The sequence below is a fragment of the Variovorax raffinosi genome (assembly GCF_051216615.1).
GTDB lineage: Bacteria > Pseudomonadota > Gammaproteobacteria > Burkholderiales > Burkholderiaceae_C > Variovorax.
Genome location: NZ_JBPJZR010000001.1, coordinates 264,599 through 282,907, shown reverse-complemented (window position 1 = coordinate 282,907; position 18,309 = coordinate 264,599). Strand labels below are relative to the sequence as shown.

Annotated in this window: 18 protein-coding genes; 6 read left to right on the top strand and 12 right to left on the bottom strand. The window is 66.1% G+C overall.

Going from position 1 to position 18,309, the window contains the following annotated elements:
* Positions 1–18 precede the first annotated feature (18 nt).
* The 6 genes from gsiD to ACSFB7_RS01270 form a co-directional block, all read right to left on the bottom strand.
* Positions 19–945 (bottom strand): glutathione ABC transporter permease GsiD, encoded by a 927-nt coding sequence (gsiD, locus tag ACSFB7_RS01295; RefSeq protein ID WP_435466324.1) that lies wholly within the window; start codon positions 943–945, stop codon positions 19–21.
* Between the two features lie 10 nt (positions 946–955).
* Positions 956–1,876, bottom strand: coding sequence for a glutathione ABC transporter permease GsiC (gene gsiC / locus ACSFB7_RS01290; RefSeq protein ID WP_435466322.1), 921 nt, complete (start codon positions 1,874–1,876; stop codon positions 956–958).
* An 80-nt stretch (positions 1,877–1,956) separates the two neighbouring features.
* Positions 1,957–3,510, bottom strand: coding sequence for a glutathione ABC transporter substrate-binding protein GsiB (gene gsiB, locus ACSFB7_RS01285; protein WP_435466320.1), 1,554 nt, complete (start codon positions 3,508–3,510; stop codon positions 1,957–1,959).
* 81 nt (positions 3,511–3,591) lie between these two features.
* Positions 3,592–5,469: a dipeptide ABC transporter ATP-binding protein gene (locus ACSFB7_RS01280; protein ID WP_435466318.1), complete on the bottom strand. Its 1,878-nt coding sequence runs from the start codon at positions 5,467–5,469 to the stop codon at positions 3,592–3,594.
* A 32-nt stretch (positions 5,470–5,501) separates the two neighbouring features.
* Positions 5,502–6,458 (bottom strand): isoaspartyl peptidase/L-asparaginase family protein, encoded by a 957-nt coding sequence (locus ACSFB7_RS01275; protein WP_435466316.1) that lies wholly within the window; start codon positions 6,456–6,458, stop codon positions 5,502–5,504.
* Positions 6,455–7,432, bottom strand: a complete 978-nt coding sequence (locus ACSFB7_RS01270; protein ID WP_435466314.1) for a MurR/RpiR family transcriptional regulator — start codon at positions 7,430–7,432, stop codon at positions 6,455–6,457. Before ACSFB7_RS01270 ends, ACSFB7_RS01275 begins: the two co-directional genes overlap by 4 nt.
* Positions 7,433–7,650: 218 nt before the next feature.
* On the opposite strand from ACSFB7_RS01270, the gene ACSFB7_RS01265 reads away from it, so the two are divergent.
* On the top strand, positions 7,651–8,841 hold the full coding sequence (locus tag ACSFB7_RS01265) for an acyltransferase family protein (protein ID WP_435466312.1): 1,191 nt from the start codon (positions 7,651–7,653) through the stop codon (positions 8,839–8,841).
* Positions 8,842–9,161: 320 nt separating this feature from the next.
* Here ACSFB7_RS01265 and ACSFB7_RS01260 read toward each other — a convergent pair whose 3' ends face one another.
* Together ACSFB7_RS01260 and ACSFB7_RS01255 are read right to left on the bottom strand one after the other, a co-directional pair.
* Positions 9,162–9,671 (bottom strand): DUF2938 domain-containing protein, encoded by a 510-nt coding sequence (locus ACSFB7_RS01260; RefSeq protein ID WP_435466310.1) that lies wholly within the window; start codon positions 9,669–9,671, stop codon positions 9,162–9,164.
* Positions 9,664–10,527: a class I SAM-dependent methyltransferase gene (locus ACSFB7_RS01255; protein ID WP_435466308.1), complete on the bottom strand. Its 864-nt coding sequence runs from the start codon at positions 10,525–10,527 to the stop codon at positions 9,664–9,666. The genes ACSFB7_RS01260 and ACSFB7_RS01255 overlap by 8 nt, the downstream gene beginning before the upstream one ends.
* Before the next feature lie 74 nt (positions 10,528–10,601).
* On the opposite strand from ACSFB7_RS01255, the gene ACSFB7_RS01250 reads away from it, so the two are divergent.
* Entirely contained in the window at positions 10,602–11,036 is a 435-nt protein-coding gene (locus tag ACSFB7_RS01250; RefSeq protein WP_435466306.1) for a helix-turn-helix domain-containing protein, read from the top strand.
* Between the two features lie 36 nt (positions 11,037–11,072).
* Here the strand turns inward: ACSFB7_RS01250 and ACSFB7_RS01245 are convergent, their stop codons facing one another.
* Positions 11,073–11,684, bottom strand: coding sequence for a glutathione S-transferase N-terminal domain-containing protein (locus ACSFB7_RS01245; protein ID WP_435466304.1), 612 nt, complete (start codon positions 11,682–11,684; stop codon positions 11,073–11,075).
* Between the two features lie 80 nt (positions 11,685–11,764).
* On the opposite strand from ACSFB7_RS01245, the gene ACSFB7_RS01240 reads away from it, so the two are divergent.
* A complete protein-coding gene (locus tag ACSFB7_RS01240) occupies positions 11,765–12,727 on the top strand; it encodes a LysR family transcriptional regulator (protein ID WP_435466302.1) in 963 nt (320 codons plus the stop codon).
* A 54-nt stretch (positions 12,728–12,781) separates the two neighbouring features.
* Here ACSFB7_RS01240 and ACSFB7_RS01235 read toward each other — a convergent pair whose 3' ends face one another.
* Positions 12,782–13,504, bottom strand: coding sequence for an SDR family oxidoreductase (locus tag ACSFB7_RS01235; protein WP_435466300.1), 723 nt, complete (start codon positions 13,502–13,504; stop codon positions 12,782–12,784).
* Positions 13,505–13,537: 33 nt separating this feature from the next.
* Entirely contained in the window at positions 13,538–13,990 is a 453-nt protein-coding gene (locus ACSFB7_RS01230; RefSeq protein WP_435466298.1) for a GNAT family N-acetyltransferase, read from the bottom strand.
* Positions 13,991–14,113: 123 nt separating this feature from the next.
* Here ACSFB7_RS01230 and ACSFB7_RS01225 point away from each other — a divergent pair, with 123 nt between their 5' ends.
* A complete protein-coding gene (locus ACSFB7_RS01225; protein ID WP_435466296.1) occupies positions 14,114–15,142 on the top strand; it encodes an aldo/keto reductase in 1,029 nt (342 codons plus the stop codon).
* Here ACSFB7_RS01225 and ACSFB7_RS01220 read toward each other — a convergent pair whose 3' ends face one another.
* Positions 15,143–16,036, bottom strand: a complete 894-nt coding sequence (locus tag ACSFB7_RS01220; RefSeq protein ID WP_435466294.1) for a LysR substrate-binding domain-containing protein — start codon at positions 16,034–16,036, stop codon at positions 15,143–15,145. It abuts the gene before it with no gap.
* 188 nt (positions 16,037–16,224) lie between these two features.
* Here ACSFB7_RS01220 and ACSFB7_RS01215 point away from each other — a divergent pair, with 188 nt between their 5' ends.
* Both ACSFB7_RS01215 and ACSFB7_RS01210 read left to right on the top strand, forming a co-directional pair.
* On the top strand, positions 16,225–17,370 hold the full coding sequence (locus ACSFB7_RS01215; protein WP_435466292.1) for a branched-chain amino acid ABC transporter substrate-binding protein: 1,146 nt from the start codon (positions 16,225–16,227) through the stop codon (positions 17,368–17,370).
* A gap of 13 nt (positions 17,371–17,383) precedes the next feature.
* A complete protein-coding gene (locus ACSFB7_RS01210) occupies positions 17,384–18,283 on the top strand; it encodes a delta(1)-pyrroline-2-carboxylate reductase family protein (RefSeq protein ID WP_435466290.1) in 900 nt (299 codons plus the stop codon).
* Positions 18,284–18,309: the final 26 nt, after the last annotated feature.

The window sequence follows — 18,309 nt, the reverse complement described above, 5'->3', positions numbered from 1 at the left end:
GAAGAGAAAAAGAAGAACTTACTGGCGGTCGATCTTCGGATCGAGCGCGTCGCGCAGGGCATCGCCCAGCAGGTTGAAGGCGAGCACGGTGAAGAAGATGGCCAGGCTGGGGAACAGCGCCACATGCGGCGAGGTCACCATGTCGGCGCGTGCTTCGTTGAGCATCGCGCCCCACTCGGGCGTCGGCGGCTGCGCGCCCATGCCCAGGAACGAAAGGCTGGCCGCCGTGATGATCGAGGTGCCCACGCGCATCGAGAAATACACCACGATCGACGAGATGGTGCCCGGCAGGATGTGCCGCACGATGATGGTCCAGTCCGATGCGCCGATGCTGCGCTCGGCCTCGATGTAGGTCTGCTGCTTGAGCACCAGCGTGTTGCCGCGCACGAGGCGCGCAAAGGCCGGCACGCTGAACACCGACACCGCCACCACCACGTTGGTCATGCTGCTGCCCAGGATGGCCACCACGCCCAGCGCCAGCAGGATGCCGGGGAAGGCGAACAGCACGTCCGAGATGCGCATCACGATGCGGTCCCACCAGCCTTCGTAGTAGCCCGCGAGCAGGCCGAAGGCGGTGCCGATGAAGCCGCCCACCAGCACCGACAGGAAGCCGGCCGCCAGCGAGATGCGCGTGCCCGCCAGGATGCGGCTGAAGATGTCGCGGCCCAGCGGATCGACGCCGAACCAGTGCGTGGCCGAAGGCCCGCTGTTCAGCATGTCGTAGTCGAAGAAGTTCTCGGGGTCGAAGGGCACGATCCACGGCGAGAACACCGCGATGAGCACCAGCAGCAGCACGAAGATGGCCGCCACGATGCCCAGCGGCTGCTTCTTGAAGCGGCGCCAGCATTCGCCCCAGGGCGTGCGGACCTTGCCGGCGGTCAGCGCAACGGCAACGGGGGACAGTGGAACGATGGATTCGGCAGGCACGCCGGTAGCTTGCGTCATGGCTGCTTGCTCACTTGTAGCGGATGGTCGGGTTGATGTAGCCGTACAGCACATCGACCACGAGGTTGATCAGGATGAATTCGAGCGAGAACAGCAGCACCAGCGTCTGGATGACGGGGTAGTCGCGCATCTGCACCGCGTCCACCAGCAGGCGGCCCAGGCCCGGCCAGTTGAAGACCGCCTCCACAAGAATGGAGCCGCCCAGCAGAAAGCCGAACTGCAGGCCCATCATCGTGACCACCGGAATCAGCGCATTGCGCAGCGTGTGCTTGAACACCACGCTGGTTTCGTGCACGCCCTTGGCACGCGCGGTGCGCACGAAGTCTTCCTGGATCACTTCGACGAAGGATGCGCGCGTGAAGCGCGCCATCACGGCCGCGACGGCCGCGCCCAGCGTGATCGAGGGCAGGATGTAGTGCTTCCAGGTGGAGGCACCCACGGTGGGCAGCCAGCCGAGTTGGACCGAGAAGATCTGCATCAGCAGCATGCCCAGGGCAAATGCCGGGAATGAGATGCCGGACACGGCGAGCGTCATGCCCAGCCGGTCGGGCCATTTGTTGCGGTACACCGCCGAGACGATGCCGATCCCCATGCCGAAGATCACCGCCCACACCATGCTGGTGATGGTCAGCATCACCGTCGGGAAGAAGCGCTCGGCAATCTCCGTCGACACCGGCCGCCGCGTGCGGATCGATGTGCCGAAGTCGCCTTGCACCATGTGGGTGAAGAAGCTCACGAACTGCTGTGGCAGCGGTTTGTCGAGGCCCAGCTCCTGGCGCACCATGGCCACGGTCTGCTCGTCGGCGTCCTGTCCGGCGGCAAGGCGCGCCGGGTCGCCGGGGAGCATGTGGACGAACAGGAACACCAGCACTGCCACGATGAGCAGTGTCGGGATCAGGCCCAACAGTCGTTTGAGGAAGTAATTCAGCATGGGGTACGGTTGTCGCGAAAGGGCGGCAGCAGGAGGCCGCCGCCCGCCGGACAGTCAGTCAGGAAACGAAGAGCGCGCGATCAGTTCGACACCGCGAGGGCGTCGATGTTGATGTTCGCGTCGGGCATCACGAACACACCCGACAGGCGCTTGGCGTGCGCCGACAGGTTCTGCTCGGTCACCAGCGGCACGCGCGGCAGGTCCTTGCGGATCTCGTCCTGCGCGGTCTTGTACAGCGCTGCCTTTTCCTTGTCGTCCACCGTCACCAGCGCCTTGGCCAGTGCGCCGTCGACCACGTCGCTCTTGTAGAACGACATGTTGTTGAGCTTCGGTGCCCACGACTCGGAAGCGAACAGCGGGCGCAGGCCCCAGTCGGCTTCACCGGTCGACGACGACCAGCCCGTGTAGTACATGCGGACCTTGGCCGTCTTCGCGTCGGGCCATGCATCGACCAGCTCGGTGCGCTGGCCCACTTCGAGCGCCTGCACCTGCAGCTTGATGCCCACTTGCGCGAGCTGCTGCTGCACGAACTGAATCGTCTTCTGGCTGGTCGTGTTGTTGTAGGCGCTCCACAGCACCGACTCGAAGCCGTTGGGGTAGCCGGCTTCGGCCAGCAGTTCCTTGGCCTTCTTCACGTCGTAGGGAATGGGCGCCATCTTCTCGGCGAACTTCACGCCCTGCGGCATCACGCCTTGCGCGGGGAAGGCATAGCCGCCGAACGCGACCTTGGCCAGCGCCTCCTTGTTGATGGCGTAGCCGATGGCCTCGCGCACCTTCGGGTTGTCATAGGGCTTTTGCAGCATGTTGAATGCCAGGAAGCGCGTGATGATCGAAGGCGAGGCCACCACTTCGAGCTTGTCGCTCTTCTTTAGCAGCTCGGCCTGCTCGTAGGGAATCGGGAAGGCGAAGTCGGCTTCGCCGGTCTGCAGCATGGCGGCGCGCGTGTTGTTCTCGAGCACCGGCTTCCACTGCAGGTTGTCGACCTTCGGGTAGCCCTTCTTCCAGTAGCCGTCGAACTTCTTCGCCTTGACCGCGTCGGTCTGCTTCCATTCGACGAACTCGAAGGGGCCCGTGCCCACGGGGTGGAAGGCGATGTCCTTGTTGCCCCACTTCTTCAGCGCGGTCGGCGAGATCATCGCGGCCGATGCATGGGCCAGCGAGTTGATGAAGGGGCCGAAGGGCTCCTTCAGCGTGATGCGCACGGTGCTGGGGTTCACTGCCTCGACCTTGCCGACGCGGTTGAACTGGTTGTAGCGCAGCAGCTTGTTGTCCTGGTTGAGCACGCGGTCGAGCGTGACCTTCACGGCTTCCGCGTTGAAGTCGGTGCCGTCGTGGAACTTCACGCCGGTGCGCAGCTTGATCGTGTAGACCAGGCCGTCCTTGGACACGTCGTAGCTCTCGGCGAGCACGTTCTGCACCTTCAGGTCCTTGTCGAACTGGAACAGGCCTTCATAGAAGGTCTTGGTCACGGCCGTGGTGATGGTCGTGTTGGTGTTGTACGGGTCCAGCGTTTCCGGCTGGTAGCCGATGGCCAGCACCACGTCTTTGGCGGCCAGCGCCGTGCCCGAAGCGGCAATGGCGGCCAGGCCCAGCAGTGCGGATGCCCATCGCAGGGAGGAAGAAGGTTGCTTCATGGAAGAACTCCAGTCGGTTCGTGGAAAAAAGCAGGAGGGCCTGCGGGATGAAAAACGGTTCGGGTTCAGAAGGTCGGAGGCTCAGAAAGCGCCGCCGATGGCATGCCGTGCCACGAAGTGGCCGGGCGCGACCTGCACCAGCGGCGGAACATCGGGCTCGTCGCCGACCGCGCGGATCGGGCTGGGAATCTCGCCTTCGAGCAGCGCGCGCGGCTTGTGGCGGCGCGACGGGTCGGCCACCGGCACCGCCGCCATCAGCTTGCGGGTGTAGGCGTGCTGCGGTGCCTCGAACACCGCGCGGCGCGGGCCGATCTCGACGATCTGGCCCAGGTACATCACGGCCACGCGGTGGCTGATGCGTTCGACCACCGCCATGTCGTGCGAGATGAAGAGAAAGGCCACGCCCAGCTCGCGCTGCAGGTCGAGCATGAGGTTGACGATCTGCGCCTGGATCGACACGTCCAGCGCGGACACCGATTCATCGGCCACCACCACCTTCGGGTTCAGCGCCAAGGCGCGTGCAATGGCAATGCGCTGGCGCTGGCCGCCGGAGAATTCGTGCGGATAGCGCTGCGCCACCTCGGGCGGCAGGCCGACCTTCTGCAGCAGCCAGTCCACGCGCTGCTGCGCTTCGGCGCCCTTGGCGATGCCGTGGATCAGCAGCGGCTCCATGATCGAGAAGCCCACCGTCACGCGCGGATCGAGCGACGCGAACGGGTCCTGGAAGATGAACTGGATGTTGCGACGCAGCGCTTGCAGCTCGCGCGTGGGCAGCTCGCGGATGTTCTTGCCGCCGAACTCGATGGCGCCGCTCTGGCTTTCGACCAGTCGCAGCAGCGAGCGGCCAGTGGTCGACTTGCCGCAACCCGACTCGCCGACCAGCGCCAGCGTTTCGCCGGGGTACAGGTCGAAGCTGATCTTTTCCACCGCATGCACGCGGCGCTTGACGCGGCCGAAGATGCCGCTGCGCACGTCGAAGCGCGTGACGAGGTCGCGCACCCGAAGAATGGGGCCGCCTTCTTCGCGCACCGTGTCTTGCGGCGTGGTGTGCTCGCACGGCGCCATCTCGGCGCTGGCTTCCGTGCGCAGCAGTTCGAACTTGGCCGGCAGGTCGGTGCCCTGCATCGCGCCCAGCTTGGGCACCGCCGACAGCAGTGCCTTCGTGTAGGGGTGCTGCGGCGCGGCGAACACGGCATCCGACGTGCCGGCTTCGACCTTGTCGCCGCGATACATGACCAGCACGCGGTCGGCAATCTCGGCCACCACGCCCATGTCGTGCGTGATGAAGAGCACGCCCATGCGCATCTCTTTCTGCAGCTCGCGGATGAGCTGGAGAATTTGCGCCTGGATCGTCACGTCGAGCGCCGTGGTGGGCTCGTCGGCAATCAGCAGTTGCGGCTTGCACGACAGCGCCATCGCGATCATCACGCGCTGGCGCATGCCGCCCGACAGCTGGTGCGGAAAGCGGTCGAGCACGTTGCGCGCTTCAGGAATGCGCACCAGCTCCAGCATGCGCAGCGCCTCGGCGCGTGCGGCTGCATTGTTCTTGCCCTGGTGGATCCGGATGGCCTCGGCGATCTGGTCGCCGGCGGTGAACACCGGGTTCAACGATGTCATCGGCTCCTGGAAGATCATCGCGATGTCGGCACCGCGAATGCCGCGCATCGTGCTGTCGCGCGCCTGCGCCAGGTCGAGCACTTCGCCATTGCGGCGGCGAAACGCCATGCTGCCGCCGAGGATGCGGCCGCCGCCGTGCTCCACCAGCCGCATCAGCGCGAGCGAAGTCACCGACTTGCCCGAGCCCGATTCGCCCACCACCGCGAGCGTTTCGCCATGGTCGACGTGAAAGGACAGTTTCTTGACGGCATCGACCGTGCGCTCGGAAGTCGAGAAGCGAACGGTGAGGTCATCGACGGCGAGAACGCGGCCGTCCGGCAGGGCGAGGGCAGGGGTGGACATGGGAGTGCGAGAGAAAGAGGGGACGTGCAGCGTCAGGCGAAGATGGCCGTTTGCGGCGCTTCGTCGCCGCGCGCGTGGCCGCGGTACATGCCTTCGGTGTTGAAGGCGAGGCTCATGTTGCCGTCGCGGTCGATGGCGATCAGCCCGCCGGTGCCGCCGATGGCGGGCAGCGACTGCTGCACCACCGCGTGCGTGGCCGCTTCGAGCGTGGCGCCGCCATACGCCATGCGGGCGCAGACGTCGTAAGCCGCGGCAACGCGGATGAACATTTCGCCGCTGCCGGTACAAGACACGGCGGCGGTGCGGTCGTCGGCGTAAGTGCCGGAGCCGATGAGGGGCGTGTCGCCGATGCGGCCGACGCGCTTGTTGGTCATGCCGCCGGTCGATGTGGCTGCGGCAAGGTGGCCGTGCATGTCGAGCGCCACGGCGCCGACGGTGCCGAACTTCTTGTCTTCGTCCAGCGGCGGCGTCATGGCGGCGCCTTCGTGGTCGGTGACCACGCGGCCGGTGTCGCGCACGCGGTAGAGCTGCTGGCGGCGCGCCTCGGTGGAGAAGAAGAAGGGCTCGACCATCTCCAGCCCACGCTCGCGCGCAAAAGCCTCGGCGCCCACGCCGGCCAGCAGCACATGCGCGCCGTCTTCGAGCACGGCGCGCGCGGCGCGCACCGGGCGGCGAACGTGGCACACGCCGGCGATGGCACCGGCGGCGAGCGTGGCGCCGTCCATCACGGCGGCGTCGAGCTCATGGGTTTCGTCGTGCGTGAAGACCGCGCCGTGGCCCGCGTTGAAGAGCGGGCAGTCTTCGAGCATTTCGACGGCCAGGCATGCGGCGTCGAGCGCGCTGGCGCCCTTGAGCAGCATGGCTTGTGCGGCGAGCACGATGGCATGCAGAGCGTCGTGGTAGGCCTGCGCCTGCTCGGGGCTGGTCGCTGCGGCGCTGATGGTGCCGGCGCCGCCATGGATGGCGATGACGGGCGTGGTGTTCTTCATCGGGAAGCTTTCTTTTTCTTCTTGGCGGCGCCGTTCGGGGCGGCGTCATCGGAGATGCGGGTGGTGCGCGCGGCAATGCCGTCGATGCGCGGCAGCCCGTTCGCGCCGTGCAGCCAGGGCCGCAGCACCTGCAGCGTGCGGCGGGCCGACTGCACCGGGTCGGGTGCCCGCAGCGCCACGGCGCTGGTCAGTGCCTCGACCAGCGCAAGCACGCTGGTCTCGCAATTCGGGCGGTAGTTGGTTTCGGTCTGGCAATACAGCGCCACGTCGGCCAGCGGCGCCATGGGCGAGGTCGGGCGGTCGGTGAGCGCGATCACGCCGCAGCCTTGTTCGCGCGCGATCTGCGCGAGCATCACGGTGTCGGTCAGGTAGCGCGGAAAGGTCAGGCCGATGAACACGTCCTTCGGACCCGCATGCATCAGCGCGCGGGCGGCATGCGTGACGCCGCTCACGCCGGGCAGCAGGCGCACGTCGTGGCAGCTGCTGTCCAGCCCGTGCTGCAAGAGGCCTGCGAGCCAGCCGCTCGCGCCGAAGCCCGCGATGTAGATCGAGCGCGCCTTGCCGATGCGCTCCACTGCGGCCTCGCAGGCGGCGTAGTCCAGCGTCTGGCGCGTCGCCTCGATGTTGCGGCGGCTCTCGTCGAGCGCGGTGGCGAACACCTCGGCCACCGTGGTCGGATGCTCCAGGTTGCCGCGCAGGCGCTCCACCGGTGCCACCAGTGATTCGAAACCGCGCACGAGCTCGGCACGGAAGGTGGCGTAGCCGTCGAAGTCCAGCGCGCGGGCGAAGCGGTTGGCCGTGGCGACGGACACGCCCGCAGCGGTGGCGAGTTCGTCGATGGGCAACGTGGCGACCTGCAACGGGTGCTCCAGCACGTAGTCGGCCACCTGCCGATGCGAACGCGACAGCCGCGGCAGCGCCTGCGCAATGCGCTGGGCCACGGTGGTGCCTGGGGTGTCGACGTTGGTGCTCATGCGGGGAATGGGGCGCCCGAAAGGGTGCGATTTATGAAAATGAGTTTACAAATATAAGTCAGATAAGAAAATTTTCTGTCATTTTGAGACGAAGTTGCAAGTAACGGGCCAGCGGCGAGGGGGCTTTTCGTGCGCGGTGCAGACGCGGCATGCACGCCGTTTCCCTCGTGGGGCGCTCGTTTAAGCTCGACGCAGTTCGCCCTCTAGGTGTTTTCCCGATGTCCTTGCTTCCTTCGCCGTCCGCGGCTGCCGACTCCGGTGCTGCCGGTGCATCTGCTCAGCCTTTGCAGGCCCGGAATTTCAGGATCGACATCCTTCGCGGGATCGCGATTTCGCTGGTGTTGCTGCTGCACTTCCACCTGTCGTATTCGCTGCTCGACAGTCCGTTGGCGGCTGTCTTGCCGGCGGAATTCATCAAGGCCGTTGCGCGCAATGGCAACTACGGCGTGACGATGTTCTTCGTGGTCTCGGGCTACCTCATCACCTCGACCACGCTGCGGCGCTACGGCCACCTGGGCAACGTGGACTTGCGCAGCTTCTATGCCTTTCGCTTCGCGCGGATCGTGCCGTGCCTTGTCGTTGCGCTGGCGGTGATCGTGGTGCTCGGGCTGTTGAAGCAGCCCGCATTCATGAACGTCGCCAAGCCCGGTTGGCCGCAGGTCGGTTATCCGGTCGCGGTGCTGTCGGTGTTGAGCTTCTGGCACAACGTGCTGATGCAGCACGCGTGGTACTTCAACTACGCGATGAACATTTATTGGTCGCTGTCGGTGGAGGAGGTGTTCTATCTCGCGTTTCCGCAGCTGTGCTTCGGGCTGAAGCGGCAGTGGGCCATCGTGGCCGTGTGGATGCTGGCAATCGTCGTGGGGCCGGTCTATCGCAGCTTTCACGCGGACGACGAGATCTACTTCATGTACGGCTATCTCGCGTGTTTCGATGCGGTGGCCTTCGGCTGTTGCGCCGCGTTGCTGGCGCAGCGCTTCAGCCTTGGCAGTTGGGGCGGACGCCAACTGCAGCTTGCAGCGGCCTGCCTTGTGGCCGTGACGTATCTGCGCGGTATTCAGGGCAACGAGGTCTTCGGCTTCACCACCATCGCAGCCGGCACCGCCGTGCTGTTGATCGGCGCGCACAACGAGCGCGTGCCGGGCTGGGCGCTGCGCAGCAGGGCGCTGGCGGGCCTGCGCTGGTTGGGGCGGCACAGCTATGAGCTGTACCTGTTTCACATCATCGTGCTGGGGGGGATGCGCAGCTTTGTGCCGCGTGGGGCGATGCCTGCTGTGTGGAAGCTGCCTGCGATGGGCTTTTTTGTCGCGGCCTCGGTGCTCGTGGCATGGGGCATCGCGCGGTTTTATTCGGAACCGATGAATGCGAGGTTGAGGGCTTTCTTGCTGCGAGGGCGGGCGGCTCTTTGATGTTTTGTTTGTTGTGTTGTTCTGGGGGCGGGTTCATTCAGGGCAGGTGCGAATGACACCAGGTGCTCCCCTCCGCGAATGTCCTCCGGGGCGCTGCGCGCCCCTCCTCCTTTATTTCGCTGCGGGGAGCATCTGGTGTCATTCGCACATGGACACGTTGTGCGTTTGCAGCCGATCAACCAGTGCTCTGAGCGCTCACGTCGATACGGGGCTCTTTTTCGCGAAATAAAGGAGGAGCGAAGCGGGGGACATTCGCGAAAAAGAGCACCGTGTCGGCGGGAGCGTCGCCCTGAATCACCGAGCCCGCACAAGCTCTCGCGCTAGTGAAGCGAGCCCAGCAACAAGCTCGAAGCCCATCCAGCCGCATAAAGGCCAAGCCCGAAAACGCAGTGCGTAACGAAGCTGTGGAAACGCGCGACGTTGGGACGCGGCGTGCGGCTGGCGGCGATGCCCGCCCCCATGCCCGGCTGCATCACGAGGAAGGGCGCAGCCACGCTGCCGATGCCGACGATCAGCGCGGGGCCGAGCGTGGGGCGTTGGACCCAGTCGAGTCCCCAGACCACAAGCAGCACGGCCGCGAACGCAATGCCGATTGCATAGTGCGCAACCCATCCGATCACGCGCTCGCCATTTACTGGCGCCGACGCGGCGATGGGCGTGTGACGAAAGCGCCCACGCGTCATGTAGACGAGCCAGCGGCCGACCAGCGCGTAGTCCAACGACGGAAGACCGAACAGCCGCTTGCGGACGATGGCCCAGAGGTCCAACACCGCTGTTGCACCCGCTCCGATCAAGAGCGCGTATGCGAGGTAGTCCGCTGCCTCAGACATTCGCAGCCCTGTTGCGAGCCCGTGCGCCGACCATCCAGCACGCCGCAGTCAGGCGGACTTCATCGCCATGCACATAGGGGGCGAAGGCGGCGCGAACCGTGTCGATGACCTGTGTGCGCGTCTGCTCGTCCACCGCTTGCAGGGCCAGTCCGACGGGGCCGAGCCGGCTCAGGTAGGCGAGCAAATCCTTTTCGGGCAGAGTGCAGTTCACATCGATCGGCTGGATGTTGATATCGGCCCAGCCGCTTTCTTCCAGCACGGCCTGAACGCGATCCCGGTCGGCAAAGGCGAACTGGCCCGGTGCGCCCGGCTTGCGTGCGGGAAGGTTCGGCAGCAGCGGGGCCGCGGCGCGCTCGGCTGTGGTCATGAACGGGTTTTCCGCGGCGCTGCGCCAGGCGATGAAGCGGAGTTCGGCATCGTCCCGCGCCGCGCTTCGCAGGTTTGCGAAGGCGCGGACCGGGTCGTCGAAGAACATCACGCCCAGGCGCGAAATGACCATGTCGAAGCTCGCAGGCTCGAACGCGTGGGTCTGTGCGTTGGCGCAGATGAAGCTGGCTGGTGAGCCCTCGCGATCGGCGCGTTTTCTGGCGGCGGCGATCATCGGTTCCGAAATGTCGACGCCGACGCATCGACCCCCGGCACCCTGAAGCCGCGCGACCGCGAGCGTGGTGGCGCCCGTGCCGCAACCGACGTCGAGCACCCGGCCTCCGGCTCCGGCGGAAACCGCTTCGACCAGCAGGTCTTCGAGCGGTTGAAAGAGATGGTCGAGCGATGCTTGCGTGTCGACCCAGGCGCGGCCAGCAGAGCCGTTCCAGAGCTTCGCCTGCTCGTCGCCGGGCGGTTGTGTGATGGTCATGATCGTTTTCCATTGCATGCCCTCAAGAGGCGGAAGCTAGACTGTGCAACTTCAAGTCGACTTGAGGTCAAGGGGTGATAGACATGGACATCGCAGAGGTGTCGCAGCGGTCCGGCGTTCCTGCCTCGACGCTGCGGTTCTATGACGAAAAAGGGCTGATCACCTCGATCGGCAGGCAGGGCCTGCGCCGCCTGTTCGACCCCGGCGTGCTGGAGCGGCTGGCGTTGATCGCGCTGGGGCGCGCCGCCGGTTTTTCGCTGGACGAGATCGCGCTGATGTTCGCGTCGGACGGGCGGCCGCGCATCGACCGGCAGATGCTGGCGGACAAGGCCGATGAGTTGGACCGGACGATCCGCAACCTGAGCGCCATGCGCGACGGGCTGCGGCACGCCGCCGTCTGCCCCGAGCCGAGCCACATGGAATGCCCCAAGTTCCGCCGCATCGTGAAGGCGGCTGCTTCCGGCGCGATTGGCGTGCCGCGCAAGAAGGCGATGCCGCGGCCTTCATGAAAGCGGGAAGGCGAACAGGAAAAGGTCCGTGACGGGCTAAACCTTGCCAAGCCCTTCCGCCTCGGCACTTTCGCGAACCGACGGCCTCGATGCAACCCGCCCGATGAATGCCGCGATGGCGGGGAACGGCGTGAAGTCCATGCCTGCCTGGACGGCCAGGCGCAGCAATGCGTACAGGTAGGCATCGGCAACCGTGAATGTCTGGCCCTGCAGATACGGGCCCGGCGACAGAAGCGAAGCCATGTGCCGGATCGCCCGCGTGTCCTGCATCAACTGCGCGCGATAGGCCGCAGGCACCCGCTCATCGAAGATCGATGCGTAGCCCTTGTGGATCTCCGTGGCCAGGAAGTTGAGTGTCTCCATCAGCCGGTATCTGGCCATCGTGCCGGGAGCGGGCGCGAGTTGCGAGCCGGGCACGAGGTCGGCAAGGTATTGAAGGATCGCAGCGCCTTCCGTCAGCACGGTGCCATCGTCCAGTTCGAGCGCGGGCACCTTGCCCATGGGGTTGATGTCGCCGTAGGGCTGCGCGGTCGACGGGATCGTCTGGTTCTCGAGGTCGACCCGCACGAACCCGCTTTCGAGCTGGAGTTCGTGCAGGACGATACGGACGGAAAATGAGGTGGCGCCGGGGCTGTAGAAGAGTTTCATGAAAAGGTCCTGATGCGTTGCGTTTTTCGGGATGCGTTCTGTCGCGATCGACAGCGCCGATGGTGCTCAGGAGGGCATGAATGAGTAAGACAACCGGGGGCACAACATTGGTGACTCGCGTTCACGAATTGCCGCTCGCCGAGGGCGACGCGCGCATCTTCATCAGCGTGGCCGACACCGGCAGCTTCACGGCCGCCGCAGCGCTCTACGACCTCACGCCGTCGGCGGTGAGCAAGGCCGTGACCCGGCTGGAGTCCGCACTCGGGGTCCGGCTGCTGGCCAGAACGACCCGGGCGCTTCATCTCACGGAGGAGGGCGCCGCATTTCATGCGCGCTGCGCCCAGGCCTTCCAGCTTCTGGCCGAAGCGGCCGAGGAAGCGGCGCAAGGCGCAAGCGAGGTGTCGGGCGTCGTGCGCATCGGGCTCCCGTCGCTCTTTGCCACTTACCTGGTGGGGCCGGCGCTGCTGGAACTGCTCCAGAGGCACCCCAGGTTGCGCGTGGATGTCGTCACGACGATGCGGCCCGCCGACATCGTGGAGCGCGGTCTCGACTTCATGATCGTCGTCGGGCCGCTGGCGGATTCAAGTCTCGTGGCGCGCCCCCTGGGCTACGGGCAGTTCGTGACGGTGGCGTCGCCCGCATACCTTGCGGGGGCCCCAAGGCTCGTCGAATGCGCAGACCTGGCAATGCATCGGTGCCTGGCGTTCCTGCGTGCCGATGGCCGCCAGGACGCCTGGAATTTCCTGCGCGATGGCGAAGCGCAAACACTTGAAGTGAACGCAGCCGCTCGCTCGGACGACATGCATCACCTGGCGTCGATGGCTGTCGCTGGAGCGGGTGTGGCCCAACTGCCGATGTTCCTGGTTGCGCAGGCGCTTGCCCGGGGCGAGCTTGCCAGGGTGCTGGCCGACATGGACCCGCCAGCCAAGCTCGCGTCTTTTGTCTACGCGGCAGGGCGGTCGATACCCCGGCGTGTGCGGGTGGTCATCGAGCATCTGCAAAAAGGCGAGGGCCACAGCTTGCCAGGCGTACGGCTGCCCTGAACCGGCCATCGCCATGCCAATGAACGAAGGCCGGCGTTTGCGCTGCCGCCCCCGCTAGATCTGGTGCTCGCCGGGCAAGACCATGAGCTTGGGAATTCTCACGTGGCCCGGCTGGGAGAGCGCAAAGCTCACGCATCGCGCGACATCTTCCGGCTGCAGGGGATGCTGGATGTTCATGCTTTCGCTCGGATGGACTTTCCAGTCCCGATGCAGCCCCGTCATCACCAGGCCGGGCTCGATGCAGGTCACTGCCACGGGTGTGCCCGCCAGCTCCATGCGAAGCGCTTCCGACAGGGCCTCGATGGCGAACTTGGTTCCGGCATAGGCACCCGCGGTGGGGCGGACCTTGGTGCCCAGAACACTCGAGATGTTGACCAGGTGCCCTTCGCGCTGTGCCAGGAAGTGGCGCACGAAGGTGTACGCGACGCGAAAGGTGGATTCGACATTCACCCGCGCCATGTGGCAGACCTTGTCGATGTCGATGCTGTCGATGGCACCCGTTTCGATCACGCCCGCGTTGTTCAGCACGACATCGCAGCGCCCGTGGTTCGACAGCGCCAACTGGAGCAGTCGCTGCGGCAGGTCGGGCTCGGTGATGTCCGCTGCGATGAACGGCGCACCGAGTTCGCGTTGCAGGTGCGACAGTTGTTCATGGGAGCGCGCCGTCAGAACGAGCTTCGCGCCAAGGGCGTGGAGTTCTCTTGCCACGGCCTGGCCGATGCCACCGGTGGCGCCAGTGATGACGGCGACCCGGCCGTCGAGGTTCGCAGGAGTCATGGGTGTTTTCAGTCGAGTTACATGGTGGGCGGATCAGCCCGCGTCTTTCTGCATGAACACGCTCAGCGGATCCTCCGGGTAGGCCCCGAACCGGCCGCGCCGCGCGTAGCCCGCACGCGCATAGAACGACAGCGCCTCGGGCTGGCTCACACCGGTCTCCAGCCTGAACATGGCGCAGCCCCGGGCCATCGCTTCGCCTTCGACAAAAGCCAGCACCTTCGCGGCGACGCCTTGCCCCCGGTCTTGCGGTCGAACGTACATGCGCTTGAGTTCGCCGTAGCCGGGCTCCATGACGATGGCCCCGCAGCCGATTGCCGTGCCGGCCTCGTCGCGTGCCACCGCGAACAGCACATTGGGCGCAGACAGCGCCGCGATGTCGATGCCGTAGTGGCACTCCGGCGGATACAGCGGCTTCTGGTAGGCATCGAGGTCGTCGATGAGCTGGATGACGTCGGGTTGGTTGGGGTTTTCAATGGCGATCTGCATCCGGTCGATATTACCCAGCGGCCTGACAAAGCCCGACTCGTGAAGGGGTTCAGTGTCACGGCCAACAATGGGTCAACGGCGGGCCGATCGGCTCGCCGCTTCATTCTTCGAAGGAGTAGCACTTTGGAATACCGTCACCTGGGTAAATCGGGCCTCAAGGTCCCCGTGTTGAGTTTTGGCACCGGCACGTTCGGCGGCAAGGGCGAGTTCTTCAGCGCCTGGGGCAGCACCGATGTGGCCGAGGCGCGCAAGCTCATCGACATCTGCATCGATGCCGGCGTCAACATGTTCGACAGCGCTGACATCTACTCGGCCGGCGCGGCCGAGTCAGTGCTCGGCGAAGCCATCAAGGGCCGGCCGCGCGACCGGCTCATCATCTCGACCAAGGCCACCTTCCGCAGCGGCGAAGGGGCGAACGACGTGGGCTCGTCGCGCCACCACCTCGTGCAGGCGGTCGATGCCGCGCTCAAGCGGCTGGGCACGGACTACATCGACCTGTTCCAGCTTCACGGCTTCGACGCAAGCACGCCGGTCGAGGAAACCGTGTCCACGCTCGACGACCTCGTGCGCGCGGGCAAGCTGCGTTATGTGGGCGCGTCGAACTTCTCGGGCTGGCACCTGATGAAGTCGCTGGCGGTGGCCGAGCGCTACGGCTACGCGCGCTATGTGGCGCACCAGGCCTACTACTCGCTGGTCGGCCGCGACTACGAGTGGGAGCTGATGCCGCTGGCCCAAGACCAGGGCGTGGGCGCCGTGGTCTGGAGCCCGCTGGGCTGGGGCCGGCTCACGGGCAAGATCCGCCGCGGCCAACCGCTGCCCGCCAACAGCCGCCTGCACGTGACGGCCGACATGGGCCCGCCGGTGGCCGATGAGTTGCTGTTCCGCGTGGTCGATGCGCTGGAAAAGATCGGCGCCGAAACCGGCAAGACCGTGCCGCAGGTCGCGCTCAACTGGCTGCTGCAGCGCCCGACCGTGTCAACGGTGGTGGTCGGTGCGCGCGACGAGGCGCAACTGCGCCAGAACCTTGGTGCTGTCGGCTGGAACCTGACGTCTGCGCAGGTCGCCGAACTCGATGCGGCCAGCACCACCACACGGGCCTATCCGTACTGGCACCAGCAGGGCTTTCTCGAGCGGAACCCGAACCCTGTTTGATTAAGCAGGCGTCAACCCGAGCACCCATGTCTTGAAGTGCTCCAGCGCCCCGGAGGCCGGCCGGCCTTCGGGGTACGCGAAGTAGTAGCCCTGGCGCACGTCCAGGTGCCGGTCAACCGGGATCACCAGCTCCCCGGCGCGCAGCTCGTGTTCGATCAGGATGCGCGGCGCCAGCCCGATGCCCATGCCGGCCGCCGTTGCGGCCACCACCATCGTGAACAGCTCGTAGCGCGGCCCGCGCGAGGCGTGCACCGTGTAGTCCCACCCTTGCTGCGCATACCAGTCGCGCCATGCGTGGGCGCGCGTGCTCAGGTGCAGATGGCGGCAGCGCTCGAAGCCGGCTTCGTCCCACGGCCCGTTGGCATCGCGAAATGCGGGGCTGCATACCGGCACCATCTCGCCCTCGGCAAAGATCAGCCCGCCGCGCGTGTCGGGCCAGAACTGGTCGCCGAAGTAGATGGCCGCGTCGTAGGCGTTTTCCTGAAAGGAGAAGGGCTGCGAACGCGCCGACAGGTTGACGGTGATGTTCGGATGCAGCCGGCTGAACTCGGGCAGCCGGGGGATCAGCCATTGCGTGGCGAAGGTCGGCACCACGGCCAGCTCCAGCACGAAGCCCATCTCGTGGCCCGCGCTGATCTCCAGCGTGTCGCGACGGATCTGGTCGAGGTGGCGGCGGATGCGCGCGGCGTACTCGCGCCCCACCTCGGTGAGCGTCAGCCGCCGCCGCACGCGCGAGAACAGCGGCACGCCGAGCCGCTGCTCCAGCATTGCCACCTGCCGCCCGACCGCGCTTTGCGTCAGCGCCAGCTCGGTGGCCGCGCGCGTGAAGCTCCCCAGCCGCGCCGAAGCCTCGAAGGCCTGGAGCGCGCCGAGGTTGGGAATGTCTTTTCTCATCGATTCACTGCCTGTTGTCTCAGTCTTCTTGTCAAAGCACCTGCCGTGCCTGCTGCCAAAGAGCCGTGTCCGGGCACCGGCTTCCTTCCGCACCCGCACAACGTTGTGAGTATTTAGCGTTTGTTCCGCATGCGGTCACGACTCTATTCTGCGTGCCGACCCCTGCCAACGATACGAGGAGACTTCCGATGATTGTTTCGTGCACCCGTCGCACTGCCCTGGGCATTGCGCTCGCTTCGGTCCTGAGCCTGCCTGCCGCCGTGTGGGCGCAGGCCGAGCAGACCGTCACCATCGGCCACGCTGGCCCGCTGACCGGTGGCGCCGCCCACTGGGGCAAGGACAACGACAACGGCGCGCGGCTCGCGGTCGAAGACCTGAACAAGCAGGGCCTTGTGATCGGCGGCAAGAAGATCAAGTTCGTGCTCCAGTCCGAAGACGACCAGGCCGATCCCAAGCAGGCGATGGTGGTCGCCAACAAGCTGGTCGACACGGGCGTGAAGGGCGTGCTGGGCCACTTCAATTCGGGCGCGGCCATTCCGGCGTCGGCCGTCTACAGCCGCGCGGGTTTGCCCGATGTGTCCACTGCGACCAACCCCACCTTCACCAAGCAGGGCTACGGCAACGTCTTTCGCATCCTGGCCAGCGACGACGACGTGGGCGTCGCCATCGCCAACTTCACCGTGAAGGACCTGAAGGCAAAGAACATCGCGGTGATCGACGACCGCACCGCCTACGGGCAAGGCGCCGCCGAGGTGTTCACGCGGGCCGTGAAGGCACTGGGCGGCAACATCGTGGCGCAGGAGTACGGCAGCGACAAGGCCACCGACTTCATGGCCATCCTGACCACCATCAAGGCCAGGCAGCCCGACGTGGTGTTCTACGGCGGCATGGACGCGCAGGGCGGCCTGATCGCGCGGCAGATGAAGCAACTGGGCATCACCGCCAAGCTGCTTGGCACCGACGGGCTGTGCACCAACGAAGTCGCCAAGATCAGCGCGGGCGCCGTCGATGGCCTGCTGTACTGCACGCGCGGCGGCAAGGAACTGGAGAAGACTCCCAAGGGTGCCGAGTTCGAGCAACGCTACAAGGCCCGCTACGGCGTCGATGTGCTGACCTATGCGCCGTATCTCTACGACGCCATGATGGCGCTGGCCGCCGGCATGCGCGCGGCCAACTCGGTCGAGCCCGAGGCCTACCTGCCGGCCATGCGCAAGGTGAAGTTCGACGGCGTGACCGGCACCATCGACTTCGATGCCAAGGGCAACCTGCAAAAGCCCGACTTCACCGTCTTCACCTACAAGGACGGCAAGCGCGTCCGCGTGGCGGGCTCCTGACGCCAGCGCCCGCATGCGAACCCTGAACGCGGCGGAAACCGCCGCAGCACTTCCCTACGGTGCGCTGGTCGACGCGCTGCTGCAGATGTTCGAGCGCGAGCGCCGGGGCGAGGCGCACGCCGCGCCCCGCACCTGCGTGCCGCTCGCGGCCGGCGGCGTGATGCTGCTGATGCCTGCGGCCGACCTGCGCTTCGCGGTGCTGAAGACCGTGACCGTGCACGCCGGAAACGCCGCGCAAGGCCTGCCGGTGGTGCAGGGCGATGTGACCCTGATGGACGCGGCCAATGGCAACCGGCTGCTTGGCATGGATGGCAATGTGTTGACGGCGCGGCGCACGGCGGCACTGTCGCTGGCGGGTGCAATGCGGGCAGGGCGCAAGGGTGGAGCACGCATGCTGCTGATCGGCGCGGGCGTTCAGGCACACGCGCATGCCGAGGCTTTCGCCGAGGTGTGGGGCGTCCAGCGCCTGCATGTTCACGCCCGTTCGCCGGCGCATTCGGATGCATTGGCGCAGCACATGCGGGCACGCGGTGTCGATGCCAGCGCAGTCACTGATCTGGCCGCAGCAGCGGCAGAAGCCGACGTGATCGTCGCCACGACCAATTCATGCGATCCCGTGGTGCCGTTGCAACTGCGGTCGGACGCCACCGTGATCGCCGTCGGCGCCTACCGCGCCGACATGGCCGAAGTACCGCCCGACGTGGTGCGGCGCTGCGCCGTGTTTGTGGATACGCTGGAGGGCGCGCGCGCCGAAGCGGGTGACCTGATCCAGGCGGACGTCGACTGGTCCGCCGTGCAGGCCTTTGCCAGCGCATCGCCTGTGGCGACCGACCGGCCCGTGCTGGTCAAGACCGTGGGCCATGCGCTGTGGGACCTGGCGGCGGCGCAACTGGCGTACAAGAATCAGCAGTGATGCTGGACAGAAGCAAGGAAAGAAAT

Bases quoted from the DNA above. Each gene is read 5' to 3' on its own strand.
- ACSFB7_RS01260 (WP_435466310.1), bottom strand. From the start codon at position 9,671: ATGTCTGAGGCAGCGGACTACCTCGCATACGCGCTCTTGATCGGAGCG.
- ACSFB7_RS01270 (WP_435466314.1), bottom strand. From the start codon at position 7,432: ATGAGCACCAACGTCGACACCCCAGGCACCACCGTGGCCCAGCGCATT.
- ACSFB7_RS01240 (WP_435466302.1), top strand. From the start codon at position 11,765: ATGAGTAAGACAACCGGGGGCACAACATTGGTGACTCGCGTTCACGAA.
- ACSFB7_RS01215 (WP_435466292.1), top strand. From the start codon at position 16,225: ATGATTGTTTCGTGCACCCGTCGCACTGCCCTGGGCATTGCGCTCGCT.
- ACSFB7_RS01210 (WP_435466290.1), top strand. From the start codon at position 17,384: ATGCGAACCCTGAACGCGGCGGAAACCGCCGCAGCACTTCCCTACGGT.
- ACSFB7_RS01280 (WP_435466318.1), bottom strand. From the start codon at position 5,469: ATGTCCACCCCTGCCCTCGCCCTGCCGGACGGCCGCGTTCTCGCCGTC.
- ACSFB7_RS01275 (WP_435466316.1), bottom strand. From the start codon at position 6,458: ATGAAGAACACCACGCCCGTCATCGCCATCCATGGCGGCGCCGGCACC.
- gsiB (WP_435466320.1), bottom strand. From the start codon at position 3,510: ATGAAGCAACCTTCTTCCTCCCTGCGATGGGCATCCGCACTGCTGGGC.
- gsiD (WP_435466324.1), bottom strand. From the start codon at position 945: ATGACGCAAGCTACCGGCGTGCCTGCCGAATCCATCGTTCCACTGTCC.
- gsiC (WP_435466322.1), bottom strand. From the start codon at position 1,876: ATGCTGAATTACTTCCTCAAACGACTGTTGGGCCTGATCCCGACACTG.
- ACSFB7_RS01265 (WP_435466312.1), top strand. From the start codon at position 7,651: ATGTCCTTGCTTCCTTCGCCGTCCGCGGCTGCCGACTCCGGTGCTGCC.
- ACSFB7_RS01255 (WP_435466308.1), bottom strand. From the start codon at position 10,527: ATGACCATCACACAACCGCCCGGCGACGAGCAGGCGAAGCTCTGGAAC.
- ACSFB7_RS01245 (WP_435466304.1), bottom strand. From the start codon at position 11,684: ATGAAACTCTTCTACAGCCCCGGCGCCACCTCATTTTCCGTCCGTATC.
- ACSFB7_RS01220 (WP_435466294.1), bottom strand. From the start codon at position 16,036: ATGAGAAAAGACATTCCCAACCTCGGCGCGCTCCAGGCCTTCGAGGCT.
- ACSFB7_RS01235 (WP_435466300.1), bottom strand. From the start codon at position 13,504: ATGACTCCTGCGAACCTCGACGGCCGGGTCGCCGTCATCACTGGCGCC.
- ACSFB7_RS01230 (WP_435466298.1), bottom strand. From the start codon at position 13,990: ATGCAGATCGCCATTGAAAACCCCAACCAACCCGACGTCATCCAGCTC.